Genomic DNA, 15,358 nt, shown 5'->3' with positions numbered 1-15,358 from the left:
ACCCGCCAGGCCGTAGGGTTACGAGCCATACGCGCCGGGGAGGCCGGGGCGTCGCGGACACTGGAAGAGAGCGAACAGGCACGATGACGGTTCCCCTGCCGACCGACGCGACGCGGTGGCGCTGCACCCTCTGCGGCAACCTCACCCGGTTCGACGTGACCCGCGCCTCGAAGGTCGTCGAGTACGTGCACCTCGATCTGGCCGGAGAGCCGACGGTCGAGGAGCGCGAGGTGCTCAGTGAGACCATCGAGTCGGTGCGGTGCCGCTGGTGCAATGCCGTGGACCAGGTGGAACTCGTGGACAGGCCCGGCGCCGGCTCCTGACGGGAGCGGGTCCCGCGGGCCGTGGTCCCGTACCGGGGCCGCGCACAGGCATGCGCAGGCAGCAGAGGCATTGGGGTGACGGATGGTGGAGACACACGGCGGGGGGCCGGACGACGGCGCCGCTGAGGTGCTCGACCGCCCGCTGCCCGACGGAGTGCGCCGCAGGGTCGTGCAGATCGTCTCCGACGGCTTCGGCGGACTCACCCTCGGCGAACTGCCCGCGCAGCTGAGACAGTACGCCCGCTTCGCCCCCAACCGCCGGGCCAAGTTCGCCGGCAACGCCATGGCCGCCGCCGTGGAGACCGACCCCCTGTTCCGGCAGCGGATCGGCGAGAAGTTCAGAGAGGCCCAGCCGGAGCTGGCCGGCGCCCTGGACTCCAACTCCCCGCCCCCGGCCGCGGACCCCCTCGACGTGGCGGCCGCGGCCTACGTGCTGCGCCCGCACGGCTGGGTGAAGCTGGTGACCGCCGCCGGCGAGGAGGTGCAGCGCGCGCACGCCGAGCGCGCCGACGAGGAGAGCCGCGCGGAGCTGGAGCGGCTGCAGGAGGAGCTGGCCCGGGCCCGGGAGCACACCAGGACCGAGACGGAGCGGCTGCGCGGCGAGCTGGACGCGGCGAAGAAGGAGACCGAGTCGCTGCACCGCAAGCTGCGCTCCGCCCTCAGCGACGTCAAGCGCGGCGAGGCGGCCCTGCGCAAGGTCCGGGACGAGATGGACGCCGTCCGCGCCGAGGACAGCGCCCAGCTCTCCGCCGCCGAGAGCGAGAGCCGTCGGCTCAAGGCCCGCCTCGGCGAGGCGGAGGCCGCCCTGGAGGCCGCCCGCCGGGCGGCACGCGAGGGACGCAGCACCGAGGACATGCGCGTCCGGCTGCTCCTCGACACGCTGCTGGACGCCACCCAGGGGCTGCGCCGGGAGCTCGCGCTGCCCCCGGTGTCGGTGCGGCCCGCGGAGACGGTGGACGCGGTCGAGCCCGGCCGGATGACCCCGAAGGACATCGCCGCCCGCGCCCTGTCCGAGCACGACCCCGCCATCCTGGACCAGTTGCTCGCGCTGCCCCAGGCGCATCTGGTCGTCGACGGCTACAACGTCACCAAGACCGGCTATCCGCAGATGCCGCTGGAGAAGCAGCGGCTGCGCCTGCTCGGTCAGCTCTCCCAGCTCGCCGCGCAGACCGGCGCCGAGACGACCTGCGTCTTCGACGGGGCCGAACTGGCCGCGCCGGTGCTCCTGGCGCCGCCGCGCGGGGTGCGGGTGCTGTTCTCCAAGCCCGGTGTCACCGCGGACGAGTTGATCCGCCAGCTGGTGCGGGCCGAGCCGCCGGGCCGGCCGGTCATCGTCGTCTCCACCGACCGCGAGGTCGCCGACGGGGTGGCGAAGGCGGGCGCGCGGCCGGTGGCCTCGGTGGTCCTCCTCAAGCGGTTCTCGCGCGGCTGAGTCCCGGGCGGAATGTCCCCGGAGCGCCGTCCGTCCCAAGCGCAACCTACGGGTGCCTTGCCCGGATTGAGGGGCGTTCGATGCGACGCACGGTCAAGGCTGCCTCACCGCACGTGAGTTCACGGCAAAATATGCCTCATCGGTCTCACTATTTTCAGCTGAGGATTTGAACTCATCACGACTTGGTCACTAGGGTCTGCCTTCGAACCCCCGATCGGGTGATCCCCCTCAAGAAGGAGCTCGACTCCGTGGCGTCCCACCGTCGTCCCAAGCAGCCGAGCCGCACGCGTGTGACCGTGCTCACCACCGCCGCGGCAGCCGCAGTCGCTCTCAGCTCGCAGGCGGCCAACGCCGCGCCGAGCGAGAAGCCGAGCAAGGACGAGGTCAAGGCCAAGGTCGACAAGCTCTACGAAGAGGCGGAGCAGGCCACCGAGAAGTACAACGGGGCCAAGGAGAAGCAGGAGAAGCTCCAGAAGGAGATCTCCACCATCCAGGACAACGTCGCCCGCGGCCAGGAGGAGCTCAACGAGCTGCGCGACGGCCTCGGTTCGATGGCCAGCGCCCAGTACCGCTCCGGCGGCATCGACCCCTCCCTCCAGCTCTTCCTGTCCGCCGACCCGGACGACTACCTGGACAAGGCCTCCACGCTCGACCAGCTCAGCGGTCAGCAGGTCGAGTCGCTGAAGAAGATCCAGGAGAAGCAGCGCGACCTGGCCCAGCAGCGAGCCGAGGCCTCCAAGAAGCTCAAGGACCTCTCGGCCACCCGCACCGAACTGGGCAAGAAGAAGAAGGAGGTCCAGGGCAAGCTCTCCTCCGCCCAGAAGCTCCTCAACACGCTCACCGCCGCGGAGAAGGCCGCCCTCACCGCCGAGCAGGACCGCGCCACCCGCAGCAGCGAGCGCGAGGCCCTCTCCGGCTCCACGGCGTCCGCCTCCGGCCGCGCCGGTGCCGCGTTCTCCGCCGCCCAGAGCAAGATCGGCACGCCGTACGTCTACGGCGCCACCGGCCCGTCCTCCTTCGACTGCTCCGGCCTCACCTCCTGGGCCTACGCGCAGGCCGGCGTCGGCATACCCCGCACCTCCGAGGCCCAGGCCAACTACGGCACGCGCATCTCCTCGATGAGCGACCTCCAGGTCGGCGACCTCGTCTTCTTCTTCAACGACCTGCACCACGTGGGCCTCTACGCCGGCAACGGCCAGGTCCTGCACGCGCCGCGCACCGGCACGGTCGTCCGCTACGAGTCGATGAACACCATCGGCGGCCCCTTCATGTGGGGCGTCCGCGTCTGACCCGCGTCCCGGGACGACCATCCGCGAACGTCCCGCCCGTGCCGCCCGTTCGGGGGAATCACGGCACGGTGTTCCGACCGCCCGCCCCGCCGTCTGACCTGCGTCAGCGGCGGGGTGCCGCGTTCCGCGCCCCTTCCCGGCCGTTGGTCGCCGGCCCCGCCGCGGGGTTACTGTCTGCCGCGTTTCCCGTCCGCCAGCGGAAGGAGTGCGGCTTCCCGTGGGGTCCCATCGCCGCCTTGCACCGTCCGGGCTCGACCGCGGCGCCACCGCCGCCCTCGGCCTTCTCTCCGTAGCCACCGCCGTCCTGGGCGCCGTACCGGCGGCCGTGGCCGCGCCGCACGACGACACACGTGCCGAGGTGGACCGCCTGCACACGGAGGCGGAGCAGGCGACCGAGGCCTACAACAAGGCCGACGAGCGCACCGACGCCCTGCGCGAGGAGGTCGACGCCGCCCAGGACGAGATCGCCCGCAAGCAGCAGCGGATCAACACCATGCGGGACGGGCTCGGTTCGCTCGCCGGAGCCCAGTACCGCGCGGGCGGCGTCGACCCGTCCCTCGCGCTGCTGCTCTCCGCCGACCCGGACGACTACCTCGACAAGGCCTCCGTGCTCGACCGGATCACCGCCCACCAGGCCGGCGAACTCCGGGAGCTCCAGCGGGTCACGCGCGAACTGACCCAGGACCGTGCCGAGGCCGCCCGCAAGCTCGCCGAGCTGGAGAAGGGCCGCAAGGCCGTCGCCGCCCACAAGAAGACCGTCGAGCGCAAGCTCGCCCGGGCCCGCCGGCTGCTCGGCACCCTCCCGGCCGGTGAACGCGCCGCCTACGGCCGCGCCTCGCGCTCGGGCCGCGCCGACCTGTCCGCCCTCGGCGGCGTACCCGCCTCCGGCCGGTCCGCGGCCGCCTTCGCCGCGGCCCGCTCCGCGCTCGGCAGACCCTACGTGTGGGGCGCCAACGGCCCCACCGGCTTCGACTGCTCGGGCCTGACCCAGTGGGCGTACGCCCAGGCCGGGGTCGGTCTGCCGCGCACCTCGCAGGCACAGCGGTACGCGGGCCGCCGGATCCCGCTCTCCGAGGCGCGGCCCGGCGACCTGGTCGCCTACCGGGACGACGCCAGTCACATCGGCATGTACGCCGGCAACGGCCAGGTGATCCACGCGCCCCACCCCGGCGCCCCGGTGCGCTACGACCCGGTCGGCATGATGCCGGTCTCCTCGGTCACCAGGGTCTGACCTCCCCGAACCCGGGCCCCCGCGGCCCGGCGCCCGTACGATCGGGAGGATGGCTGGTCGAAGGCGCGTGTCGGGTTCCTCGGTGGTGGCGCTGTGCCTGCTGCTGGTCTCCCTCGTGGCCTGCGGCGGCCGGACCGCGGCCGACCCCGTCGGGGCAGAGGTGCAGCGGGTCCTGGACCGGCGCGCGGCGGCCGTGCTCGCCCACGACCGGACCGCCTGGGCCCGCACCGGCACCGGGACGGGCTTCGCCAACCTGGCCGCGGTGCCGCTGGCCGACTGGTCGTACCGCGTGACCGGCGTCCACCGCACCGGCGACACCGCCACCGCCGACGTCGACCTCAGCTACCGCGTCGAGGGCTACGACCGGGGCGCCGTCACCACCGCCCGCACCGTGCGGCTCAGCCGGGAGCGGGACGGGGACTGGTCCGTCGACTCCGACCGGCCCGCGGAGCGGTCCGGCCAGCAGCCGTGGGACCAGGGCCCGGTGCGGGTGGTGCGGGGCGAGCACAGCCTCGTCCTCGGCATCGGGCAGTCCACCGTGGCGCTGAGCGGCTACGCGGACCTGGCCGACCACGCGGTGCCGGCCGTGTCCGACGCCTGGGACGGCGCGTGGAGCCGCCGGATCGTCGTGCTGGTGCCCACGTCGCTGGAGGGGATGGCGGGGCTGCTCGGCTCACCCGCCTCCTCCTACCGGGGCATCGCCGCGGTCACCACCGGCGAGACGGGCGGCCGGGAGCGGGCGCCCGCGGACCGGATCATCGTCAACCCCGACGCGTACGGGCTGCTCGGCACCCTGGGCCGGCAGGTCGTGCTCACCCACGAGACCACCCACGTCGCCACGCGCGTCCACACCACCGCCGCCACGCCGCTGTGGCTGTCCGAGGGCTATGCCGACTGGGTCGGCTACCGGGCCGACGGCCGCGCGCCGTCGCAGGCCGCCGCCGAACTGACGCGCGCGGTGTCCGAGGGCCGGCTGCCCGCCGGGCTGCCCACGGACGAGGACTTCGGCTTCACCGGCGAGGCGGACGCGCTCGCCCGCGCCTACGAGGGCGGCTGGCTGGCCTGCCGCATGATCGCCGACGAGTGGGGCGAGGACCGCCTGGACGCCTTCTACCGGGCCGTGGGCGCCCACGACGGACGCGCGGGCGCGGTCGAGGACGCGATGCGGGACGTGCTCGGCACGAGCGGGGACGCGTTCACGGCGCGGTGGCGGGAGTATCTGCGGACGGAGCTCGGCTGAGCCGCCGGGAGGCGGCGGAGCGTCCCGGCCCCCCGCGCGGCACGGTGCCGCGCCACAGCGCCCGGGCCGCGACGAGCGCGGCCGCCACCAGCAGCCCGTTGCGGACGGACAGGAGCGCGATCCCCAGCGGGTCGCTCGCCACGACGTGCGCGAACCAGACGGGGAACTCCAGCACCGTCACCGCGCCCGCCGCCAGCACCAGCGCGGCGGGCACCCGCATCCGGCTCGCCCGGAAGCACCCGCAGACCCCGGCGAGGCCGACCAGCCAGACCAGGTACTGGGGGCTGATCACCCGGCTGGTCACCGTGAACAGCAGCACCGCCGTGAGCGCCGCGTCCGCCGCCGTGTGCGCCGCGAACCGCGAGGCCGCGAGCCGCCACAGCAGCAGCCAGCCGAACGCCGTCGCGGTCAGCGCGAGGGCGACCGTGCTCACCGTGCCCACGTGGGGGCCGAGGAACTCAACGGAGCCGTAGTTGAGCAGCACCTGGCCGTCCCAGCCGAAGTGCCGGGCGACGTGCAGGGCGAGCGAGCCCAGGGACTCCACCTCGGTGCCCCGCTCGCGCTGGAACGTCAGGAACGCGAACGCGCCGGGCATGGTCACGGCGAACAGCGCGGCCAGGACCGCCCCCGTCAGGGCCGCCGCCGCCCAGGTACCGCGCCCGCGCAGGCCGGCGAGCACCAGCGCCGGCCACACCTTCAGCAGCGCCCCGAGCGCCGCCAGGGCACCCGCCGCCCGGGGATGCCGCCCGGCGGCGAGCAGCGCGGCGACCGCGACGGCGGTGACCATCACGTCGTACCGGGCGTACACCGTCGGACCGAGCAGCGGGACGCCCGCCACCCACACCCGGGCGCCGGCCCGGGACCGGCCGCGTCCCCGGCCGGCCCGCAGCAGCAGCGCCAGGACGGTCAGGTCCGCGGCACAGGCCAGCGCGAAGAAGGCGGTGGGGTAGTCCCAGAAGGGCAGCAGGCCGGGGGAGAGGATCGCGAACGCCGCGGCGGGCGGGTACTGCCAGGTGACGTCGTCCAGGGGGAACGTCCCGGTGCGCAGGACGTCGTACCAGTCCCGGTAGATGACCGACACGTCGCTGGTGACGTCCGGGCCCGGGAGGACCAGCACCCTCAGCACGAACAGCAGCAGCACCAGCCGCGTGACGCCCCAGGCCGTCAGCGGCCCCAGCGGGGACCGCGCCGCGTCCGTCGTCTCCACGTGCTCCCTGCCCGTCCGCGTGTGCCGTGCCGGTGCCCCATGATGGCCCGGACGCCCGCGCGCGCTCCACCGACACGGCCGGGCCCCGCCCCGGGCGGCCGGTTCGGTAGGGTCGGCGGCGATGCGCAAGACCTTGATCGTGACGAACGACTTCCCGCCCCGCCCCGGCGGCATCCAGGCCTTCCTGCACAACATGGCGCTGCGCCTGGACCCCGAGCGGCTGGTCGTCTACGCCTCCACCTGGAGGCGGAGCCGGGAGGGCCTCGAGGCCACCGCCGCCTTCGACGCCGAGCAGCCCTTCACCGTCGTGCGCGACCGTACGACGATGCTGCTGCCGACGCCGGGCGCGACCCGCCGGGCGGTCGGGCTGCTGCGCGAGCACGGGTGCACGTCGGTGTGGTTCGGGGCGGCGGCGCCCCTCGGGCTGATGGCGCCCGCCCTGCGCAAGGCGGGCGCCGAGCGGATCGTCGCCACCACCCACGGGCACGAGGCCGGCTGGGCCCAGCTGCCCGCCGCCCGGCAACTGCTGCGCCGGATCGGGGAGTCGACGGACACGATCACCTACCTCGGCGAGTACACGCGCTCGCGGATCGCGGGCGCGCTCACGCCGGCGGCCGCCGCGCGGATGGTGCAGCTGCCGCCGGGCGTCGACGAGAAGACCTTCCACCCGGACAGCGGCGGTGACGAGGTGCGGGCCCGGCTCGGGCTGACCGACCGGCCCGTCGTGGTGTGCGTCTCGCGGCTGGTGCCGCGCAAGGGCCAGGACACGCTGATCCGGGCCATGCCGCGCGTCCTCGCCGCCCAGCCGGACGCCGTCCTGCTCATCGTCGGCGGCGGCCCCTACGAGAAGGACCTGCGCCGCCTCGCCCGGGACACCGGCGTCGCCGCCTCCGTGCGCTTCACCGGCGCCGTGCCCTGGGCCGAGCTGCCCGCGCACTACGGCGCCGGGGACGTCTTCGCCATGCCGTGCCGCACCCGGCGGGGCGGGCTGGACGTGGAGGGGCTCGGCATCGTCTACCTGGAGGCGTCCGCGACCGGCCTGCCCGTCGTCGCCGGCGACTCCGGCGGCGCCCCGGACGCCGTGCTCGACGGGGAGACGGGCTGGGTCGTGCGCGGCGACTCGGCGGAGCATACGGCCGACCGCGTCACCGCTCTCCTCGCCGACCCGGAACTGCGCCGCCGGATGGGCGAGCGGGGCCGGTCCTGGGTCGAGGAGAAGTGGCGCTGGGACCTGCTGGCGGAACACCTGAAGACCCTGCTGTAACGCGGGGGGTCTCGGCAACGGGGGCCAGGGCATGCGGGTCAGGGGCGCGGGGAACTGCGCGACAAGCCACGACGCACCGGCACCCGCCCACGGTGACAAGGGGGCACCTCCATGGGCGCCCCCCGCTCGGCTACTTCGCGTAGATCGCCTCGATCTCGTCCGCGTAGTCCTTCGCCACCACGTTCCGCTTCAGCTTCAGCGACGGGGTCAGGTGCCCCGACTCCTCCGAGAACTGGGCGCCCAGCACACGGAACTTGCGCACCGACTCGGCCTTCGACACCGCCGCGTTGCCGTCGTCGACCGCCGACTGGATCGCGGCGAGCAGGTCCGGGTCCTCGCGCAGCGAGGCCACCGTCGAGCCGGCCGGCTTGCCGTGGTCCGCGCACCAGCGGCCGAGGAACTCCTCGTCCACGGTGACCAGCGCGCCCACGAACGGCCGCCCGTCGCCGACCACCATGCACTCCGCGACCAGCGCGTGCGCCCGGATGCGGTCCTCGATCACGGCCGGGGCGACGTTCTTGCCGCCGGCGGTGACGATGATCTCCTTCTTGCGTCCGGTGATGCGCAGGTAGCCGTCCTCGTCGAGGGTGCCGATGTCCCCGGTGTGGAACCAGCCGTCGGCCAGCGCCTCCGCGGTCGCCCCCGGGTTGTTCCAGTACTCCTTGAACAGGTGCTCGCCGTGCAGCAGCACCTCGCCGTCGTCGGCGATGCGCACCACCGAGCCGGGCAGTGGCTGGCCGACCGTGCCGATCTTCTGCCGGTCCCAGGGGTTGAACGCGGTCGCCGCGCAGGACTCGGTCAGGCCGTAGCCCTCCAGGACCGTGAAGCCGATGCCGCGGAAGAAGTGGCCGAGGCGCTCGCCGAGCGGGGCACCGCCGGAGATGGCGTACTCGCCGCGCCCGCCGAGGACCGTGCGGAGCTTGCTGTAGACGAGCCTGTCGAAGACCTTGTGCTTGATCCTCAGACCGACGGACGGCCCCGACGGGGTGTCCAGGGCCTTGCTGTACGCGATCGCCGTGTCGGCGGCCTTGTCGAAGATCCTGCCCTTGCCGTCGGCCTGCGCCTTGGCGCGCGCCGAGTTGTAGACCTTCTCGAAGACGCGCGGCACGCCCAGGATCAGCGTCGGCCGGAACGCGGCCAGTTCGTCGGTGAGGTTCTTGATGTCCGGGACGCAGCCCAGCTTGATCGGCGCGATCATCGGCGCGACCTGGACGAGGCGGCCGAAGACGTGGGCGAGCGGGAGGAACAGCAGGACGGAGCACTCGCCCGTGCGGAACAGCGGGCGCAGGCGCTCGACGACGTTGCCGCACTCAGCGAAGAAGCTGCGGTGGGTGAGCACGCAGCCCTTGGGGCGGCCGGTGGTGCCCGACGTGTAGACGATGGTCGCCGGGTCGTCGGCCTTCGCGATCGAGCTGCGCTCCTCGACCGCCTCGTCGGTGACGTCCCCGCCGAGACGCCCCAGCTCCTCGACGGCACCGGCGTCGATCTGCCAGACGTTCTTGAGGGCGGGCAGCCGCTCGCGCACCGATTCCACGGCGGCGGCGTGCCCGGCCGACTCCACGACGCACGCCGTGGCGCCCGAGTCGCCGAGGATCCACTGCACCTGCTCCGGCGAGCTGGTCTCGTACACCGGCACGGTGATCGCGCCCGCGCTCCAGATCGCGAAGTCCAGCAGTGTCCACTCGTAGCGCGTACGGGACATCAGGCCGACCCGGTCGCCCGGCTGGACGCCGGAGGCGATGAGGCCCTTGGCGGCGGCGTGCACCTCGGCGAGGAAGGCGCGAGCGCTCACGTCCTGCCAGGTGCCGCCGGCCTTGCGGGCGATGACGGCGACGTCCGGATGCTGCGCGGCGTTTCTGCGGACGATGTCGGTCAGATTTCCGTCCGCAGGGACCTCGTACAAAGCCGGAAGGCTGAACTCGCGCAAGACTGCTGCTCCTCATAGGGCGCCGGCGCCACGACGTTGTGTGATGCGACGGTGCGGTCCAAGGCTCGGGCAAGTGCTCGAGGAGAACATGCCGATTCACATGTTGAAATCCTGAGCACGACTGGACTGCCCGGACGTTACCCGCCGGTATGGCGTCTCCGACAGGGGGTCCCCGCGAGATGTTCGCTGCGTCACACGGATGGGGTTTCCTTGGCGCAGAGTAGTCGACACCCGGGGCGACCAGCCAGTAACCGCAGGTCCGGCCCCCACTGTTCACGCGGGACGCGCACACTTACCCTTGATCGCCATGGCACCCACACCGGCCGGCAACACGACGACGCGCGTCCACGTGGTGAGCGACGTGCACGGCAACGCGCGCGACCTGGCCAGGGCCGGCGAGGGCGCCGACGCCCTGATCTGCCTCGGGGACCTGGTCCTCTTCCTCGACTACGCCGACCACTCGCGCGGCATCTTCCCGGACCTGTTCGGCGAGGCCAACGCCGACCGCATCGTCGAGCTGCGCACCGCCCGCCGCTTCGCCGAGGCCCGCGAGCTGGGGGCCCGGCTGTGGGCGGGCGTCGGCGAGAACCGCGGCGCGCTGATCGAGCGGGCGGTGCGCGGGCAGTACGCCGAGCTGTTCGCCGCGTTCCCCACACCGACGTACGCCACCTACGGCAACGTCGACATGCCGCCCCTGTGGCCGGAGTACGCCGGACCGGGCACGACCGTGCTGGACGGCGAGCGCGTCGAGATCGGCGGCCGGGTCTTCGGCTTCGTCGGCGGCGGCCTGCGCACCCCGATGCGCACGCCGTACGAGATCGGCGACGAGGAGTACGCCGCGAAGATCGAGGCCGTCGGCGAGGTGGACGTGCTGTGCACGCACATCCCGCCGGAGGTGCCGGAACTGGTCTACGACACGGTGGCGCGGCGCTTCGAGCGCGGCAGCCGCGCCCTGCTGGACGCGATCCGGCGGACCCGGCCGCGCTACGCCCTGTTCGGCCACGTGCACCAGCCGCTGGTGCGGCGGATGCGGATCGGGGCGACCGAGTGCGTGAACGTCGGCCACTTCGCGTCGACGGGGAAGCCGTGGGCGCTGGAGTGGTGAGCCCGCGCGGCCGGACTGTCGCAGGCAGGTGGTGACATCCGCCGCTCCGGTGCGCGATAGCCTTCACGCGGCACACGCGTGCGCGCTCCGGCGCACGGCGTACCTCAGTACCGGCCCGCATCTGGAGGAGCCACGGCGATGGCGGAACACACCAGCTCGAGCATCACGATCGAGGCGGCACCGGCCGACGTCATGGAGGTGATCGCCGACTTCGCCCGCTACCCGGACTGGACCGGTGAGGTGAAGGAGGCACAGGTCCTCGCGGCCGACGCGCAGGGGCGTGCCGAGCAGGTCCGACTCGTCATGGACGCCGGGGCGATCAAGGACGACCAGACGCTGGCGTACACCTGGACCGGTGCGCACGAGGTGTCCTGGACGCTGGTCAAGTCCCAGATGCTGCGCTCGCTCGACGGCTCCTACCTGCTCCGGCCGGCCGGATCGGGCACGGAGGTCACGTACCGGCTCACGGTCGACGTCAAGATCCCCATGCTCGGCATGATCAAGCGCAAGGCCGAGAAGGTCATCATCGACCGCGCGCTGGCGGGCCTGAAGAAGCGCGTGGAGTCGGCCCCGAAGTAGTCGGCCGGCCGGGGCGGGCACGCGGCGGGGAGCGGCGCGGCGGTCCGGCGCGGGGGCGGCGGTAGCGTTCAGCCTCATGCGCACCATCCTGATCACGGGTCCGGGCGGCAGCGGTCGTACGACCGTCGCGGCCGCCACCGCGCTCGCCGCCGCCCGTGCCGGCACCCGCACCCTCCTGCTCGGCGCCGACCGCGACGACACCCTCGGCGCCGCGCTCGGGATGCGCACCGGCCCGGAACCGGCCCCCGTCGAACCAGGCCTCACCGTCCGGCGGCCCGACGCCGCCCGGGGCTTCCGGGACGGCCTCGCCGCCCTCCAGGACCGCGCCGCCTCCGCCCTCGGCCTGCTCGGCGCCGCCCGCCTGGACGCCGAGGAGCTCACCCCGCTGCCCGGCGCCGAGGAACTCGCCCTGCTGCGCGCCCTGCGCGACGCCGCCCTCGCCGAGGGCCCCGGCTCCCACGAACTCGTCGTCGTCGACCTCCCGCCCGCCCCCCGCGCCCTTGCCCTGCTCGCCCTCCCCGAGGAACTGCGCCGCTACCTGCGCCGCCTGCTCCCGCCCGAGCGGCAGGCCGCCCGCGCCCTGCGGCCCGTCCTCGGCCGGCTCGCGGGCGTCCCCCTGCCCGCCGAGTCGCTGTACGAGGCCGCCGCCCGCTGGGACCTGGAGCTGGCCGCCGCCGAGGCCGTCCTCGCCGACCGGAACACCGTGGTGCGGCTCGTCGCCGAGCCCGGACCCGCCGGTGCGGACGCCGTGCGCACCGCCGGCCTCGGCCTCGCCCTGCGCGGCCTGCGCACCGACCTGCTGGTCGCCAACCGCGTCCTGCCCGAGGAGGCCTTCGCGGACGGCTGGTCCGCCGGCCCCCTCGCCCAGCAGCGCAAGGCGCTGGAGGCGTGGGAGGAGGCGTACGACGTCCGGACCGTCACCCACCTCGGACGTGACCCGCGGGGCGCGGACGACCTGGCCGCCCTCGGCGCGCCGGGCGCCGGCCGGCCCGCCGCCCCGGTCGAGTGGCCCGTCACCGACCGGCTGGCCGACGACGGCGTGCTCGTCTGGCACATCCCGCTGCCCGGTGCCATACGCGACGATCTCGACCTCGTCCGGCGCGGTGACGAACTCGTCGTCACCGCCGGTCCGTTCCGCCGGATCGTGCCGCTGCCGTCCGCGCTGCGCCGCTGCACCGTCGACGGGGCCGCCCTGCGGGAGGGCACCCTCGCCGTGCGGTTCGCGCCGGACCCCCGGCTGTGGCCGCGCGGACGCTGATCCCGCCGCGCCCGTTCGGGTAACGTCGGAGGGACGAACCGTAGTCAGGAGTCCGTCATGAGCGAAGAGCTCCCCCGTCCGAGGACGCGCGCCACGACGCGGCCGACGCGGTAGGGCCGGCCGGCGAGGCGCGGGCGTCCGACACCGACGCGTGGGCGACCGCCTGCGCGGAGGACCTGGAGGCCGAGAAGGCCCGCCGCCGGTCCGAGTACGGGCCGCAGCCGGGGTCGGCCGCCGAGGAACTGCGCCGGCTCGTCGACACGGTCGCGGAGAAGCTGTCCGGCCTCCAGTCCCCGCTGCTCGGCCAGGTCGCCGGGCCGGCCGCCCAGCAGGTGGTCCGTCAGGTCGTCCAGCAGGCCAAGGCCGCCGTCGAACCGGTCATCGAGCGCAATCCAGATGTTTTCGACCACCTCGCGGCGGCCGGCGGCGAGCTCCTCGCCGCCTACCGCTCCGCCGTCCAGAACCAGGAGCGTCGCTGGACCGCCCGGGCCACCGACGCCGCCGACCCCCGTGACCTGGACGAACCCGGCGACGACGGCGACGGGGGCACCGGCCCGGGGCAGCGTATCGACTTGGACTGAGGCCCCCCTCGGGTACGGTTGGCCGTAGCGGGGCTCGACCGGAACTGAGGGATTCATGGGACTCACCATCGGCGTCGACATCGGCGGCACGAAGATCGCGGCCGGCGTGGTCGACGAGGAAGGCAACATCCTCTCGACCTTCAAGGTGCCGACCCCCACCACACCCGAGGCCATCGTGGACGCCATCGCCTCGGCGGTGGAGGGCGCACGCGCTGGGCACGAGATCGTCGGCGTGGGCATCGGCGCCGCCGGATACGTCAACCGCCAGCGCTCGACGGTCTACTTCGCGCCGAACATCGACTGGCGCAACGAGCCGCTCAAGGAGAAGGTCGAGGCCCGCGTCGGCCTCCCGGTCGTCGTGGAGAACGACGCCAACGCCGCGGCCTGGGGCGAGTACAAGTTCGGCGCCGGCAAGGGCCACCGCAACGTCATCTGCATCACGCTCGGCACCGGCCTCGGCGGCGGCATCATCATCGGCAACAAGCTGCGCCGCGGTCACTTCGGCGTGGCCGCCGAGTTCGGCCACATCCGCATGGTGCCGGACGGACTGCTGTGCGGCTGCGGCTCGCAGGGCTGCTGGGAGCAGTACGCCTCCGGCCGCGCCCTCGTGCGCTACGCCAAGCAGCGCGCCAACGCCACCCCCGAGCGCGCCGAGGTGCTGCTCGCGCTCGGCGACGGCACGCCCGACGGCATCGAGGGCAAGCACATCTCGGTCGCCGCCCGGCAGGGCTGCCCGGTCGCCGTCGACTCCTACCGCGAGCTGGCCCGCTGGGCCGGCGCCGGCCTCGCCGACCTGGCCTCGCTCTTCGACCCGTCCGCCTTCATCGTCGGCGGCGGCCTGTCCGACGAGGGCGACCTGGTCCTCGACCCGATCCGCAAGTCGTACAAGCGCTGGCTGGTCGGCGGCAACTGGCGTCCGGTGGCCGACGTGATCGCCGCCCAGCTCGGCAACAAGGCCGGCCTGGTGGGCGCGGCCGACCTGGCCCGCGAGCCCGACCCGATCATGTAAACGACGCTCACCACACGCCTGCGGGGGCGCGGGGCGGAGTCCATTCGGGACTCCGCCCCACGGGCGCGACAGGCCACGACGTACCGACAGCCGCCCACGCTCCTCGCGCCCCGAGCCGTTGGGCGTACTGTGATCCACATGGAGCCGCTCCCCAACTCCCGCACCGAACCCGACGGTTCCGCCGTCGTCCGGGTCCTCAGCTACAACATCCGCTCGATGCGCGACGACACCGACGCCCTCGCCCGCGTGATCGCCGCCTGCGCCCCCGACCTCGTCCTCCTCCAGGAGGCCCCCCGCTTCTTCCGCTGGCGCAAGAAGCTCACCCGGCTCGCCGCCGCCTCCGGACTGGTGCTCCTCTCCGGGGGCGCCACGGCCGCCGGGCCGGCGCTGCTGTGCTCCCTGCGGGCCACCGTGGAGCGCACCGAGGACGTACTGCTCCCGCTCACCCCCGGCCTGCACCGCCGCGGACTCGCCACCGCCGTGGTCCGCTTCGGCGGAGCCCGGCTCGGCGTCGTGAGCTGCCACCTGTCACTGCAGAAGGACGAGCGGCACGCGCAGGCCGGCCTGCTCCTCGACCGGGTCGCCGCCCTGGGCGTGCGGCACGTGGTGGCGGGCGGCGACCTGAACGAACGCCCCGGCGGCCCCACCTTCCGGCGGCTCGGCGACGGGCTGCGGGACTGCTGGACCGCCGCGCCCTGGGGCGGCGAGTACACCTCCACCGCCACCGACCCGCACCAGCGCATCGACGCGGTGTTCACCACCGAGGGCATCGAGGTGCTGGGCTGCGGGGTGCCCGTGGGACTCCCCGGGGTGGCCGAGGACGACCTGAGGGCGGCCACGGACCACCTTCCGGTCCTGACCGCCCTCCGCGTGCCCGCGGCCTGAGCCCATCCGGCGCCCGGGCCGAGCCCGG

13 protein-coding genes and 1 pseudogene are annotated in these 15,358 nt (G+C 74.1%); 12 read left to right on the top strand and 2 right to left on the bottom strand.

Going from position 1 to position 15,358, the window contains the following annotated elements:
- Positions 1–83 precede the first annotated feature (83 nt).
- The 5 genes from AC0VYN_RS27420 to AC0VYN_RS27400 all read left to right on the top strand — a co-directional run bounded on the left by AC0VYN_RS27420 (position 84) and on the right by AC0VYN_RS27400 (position 5,515).
- The gene (locus AC0VYN_RS27420) at positions 84–323 is read left to right on the top strand and encodes a hypothetical protein (RefSeq protein ID WP_385460726.1); all 240 of its coding nucleotides are present in this window, start codon (positions 84–86) and stop codon (positions 321–323) included.
- Between the two features lie 82 nt (positions 324–405).
- Entirely contained in the window at positions 406–1,755 is a 1,350-nt protein-coding gene (locus tag AC0VYN_RS27415; RefSeq protein WP_475533104.1) for an NYN domain-containing protein, read from the top strand.
- A gap of 248 nt (positions 1,756–2,003) precedes the next feature.
- On the top strand, positions 2,004–3,044 hold the full coding sequence (locus tag AC0VYN_RS27410) for a C40 family peptidase (RefSeq protein WP_475533103.1): 1,041 nt from the start codon (positions 2,004–2,006) through the stop codon (positions 3,042–3,044).
- 217 nt (positions 3,045–3,261) lie between these two features.
- Positions 3,262–4,275, top strand: coding sequence for a C40 family peptidase (locus AC0VYN_RS27405; protein WP_475533102.1), 1,014 nt, complete (start codon positions 3,262–3,264; stop codon positions 4,273–4,275).
- A gap of 49 nt (positions 4,276–4,324) precedes the next feature.
- Entirely contained in the window at positions 4,325–5,515 is a 1,191-nt protein-coding gene (locus tag AC0VYN_RS27400; protein WP_475533101.1) for a hypothetical protein, read from the top strand.
- Here AC0VYN_RS27400 and AC0VYN_RS27395 read toward each other — a convergent pair.
- Entirely contained in the window at positions 5,472–6,722 is a 1,251-nt protein-coding gene (locus AC0VYN_RS27395; protein ID WP_475533100.1) for a glycosyltransferase 87 family protein, read from the bottom strand. The genes AC0VYN_RS27400 and AC0VYN_RS27395 overlap by 44 nt on opposite strands.
- 121 nt (positions 6,723–6,843) lie before the next feature.
- On the opposite strand from AC0VYN_RS27395, the gene AC0VYN_RS27390 reads away from it, so the two are divergent.
- A complete protein-coding gene (locus tag AC0VYN_RS27390) occupies positions 6,844–7,986 on the top strand; it encodes a glycosyltransferase family 4 protein (protein WP_475533099.1) in 1,143 nt (380 codons plus the stop codon).
- Positions 7,987–8,116: 130 nt separating this feature from the next.
- Here AC0VYN_RS27390 and AC0VYN_RS27385 read toward each other — a convergent pair whose 3' ends face one another.
- On the bottom strand, positions 8,117–9,913 hold the full coding sequence (locus AC0VYN_RS27385) for an AMP-dependent synthetase/ligase (protein WP_385460747.1): 1,797 nt from the start codon (positions 9,911–9,913) through the stop codon (positions 8,117–8,119).
- Between the two features lie 349 nt (positions 9,914–10,262).
- Here AC0VYN_RS27385 and AC0VYN_RS27380 point away from each other — a divergent pair, with 349 nt between their 5' ends.
- From AC0VYN_RS27380 to AC0VYN_RS27355, 6 genes and pseudogenes are all read left to right on the top strand, one after another.
- Positions 10,263–11,018 (top strand): metallophosphoesterase family protein, encoded by a 756-nt coding sequence (locus tag AC0VYN_RS27380; protein ID WP_385460805.1) that lies wholly within the window; start codon positions 10,263–10,265, stop codon positions 11,016–11,018.
- A gap of 138 nt (positions 11,019–11,156) precedes the next feature.
- Entirely contained in the window at positions 11,157–11,597 is a 441-nt protein-coding gene (locus AC0VYN_RS27375; protein ID WP_385460749.1) for an SRPBCC family protein, read from the top strand.
- Between the two features lie 76 nt (positions 11,598–11,673).
- On the top strand, positions 11,674–12,855 hold the full coding sequence (locus tag AC0VYN_RS27370; protein WP_475533098.1) for an ArsA family ATPase: 1,182 nt from the start codon (positions 11,674–11,676) through the stop codon (positions 12,853–12,855).
- Positions 12,856–12,926: 71 nt separating this feature from the next.
- A pseudogene (locus AC0VYN_RS27365) lies at positions 12,927–13,436 on the top strand (DUF5304 domain-containing protein); the annotation flags it as partial.
- Between the two features lie 55 nt (positions 13,437–13,491).
- Positions 13,492–14,445: an ROK family glucokinase gene (locus AC0VYN_RS27360; protein WP_385460758.1), complete on the top strand. Its 954-nt coding sequence runs from the start codon at positions 13,492–13,494 to the stop codon at positions 14,443–14,445.
- A 138-nt stretch (positions 14,446–14,583) separates the two neighbouring features.
- Entirely contained in the window at positions 14,584–15,330 is a 747-nt protein-coding gene (locus AC0VYN_RS27355) for an endonuclease/exonuclease/phosphatase family protein (protein WP_385460761.1), read from the top strand.
- Positions 15,331–15,358: the final 28 nt, after the last annotated feature.

The organism is Streptomyces sp. 63XJN7_1_ISO-PGPR-S23-121 (genome assembly GCF_056173025.1).
This window is presented reverse-complemented; position numbering and strand designations above follow the sequence as displayed.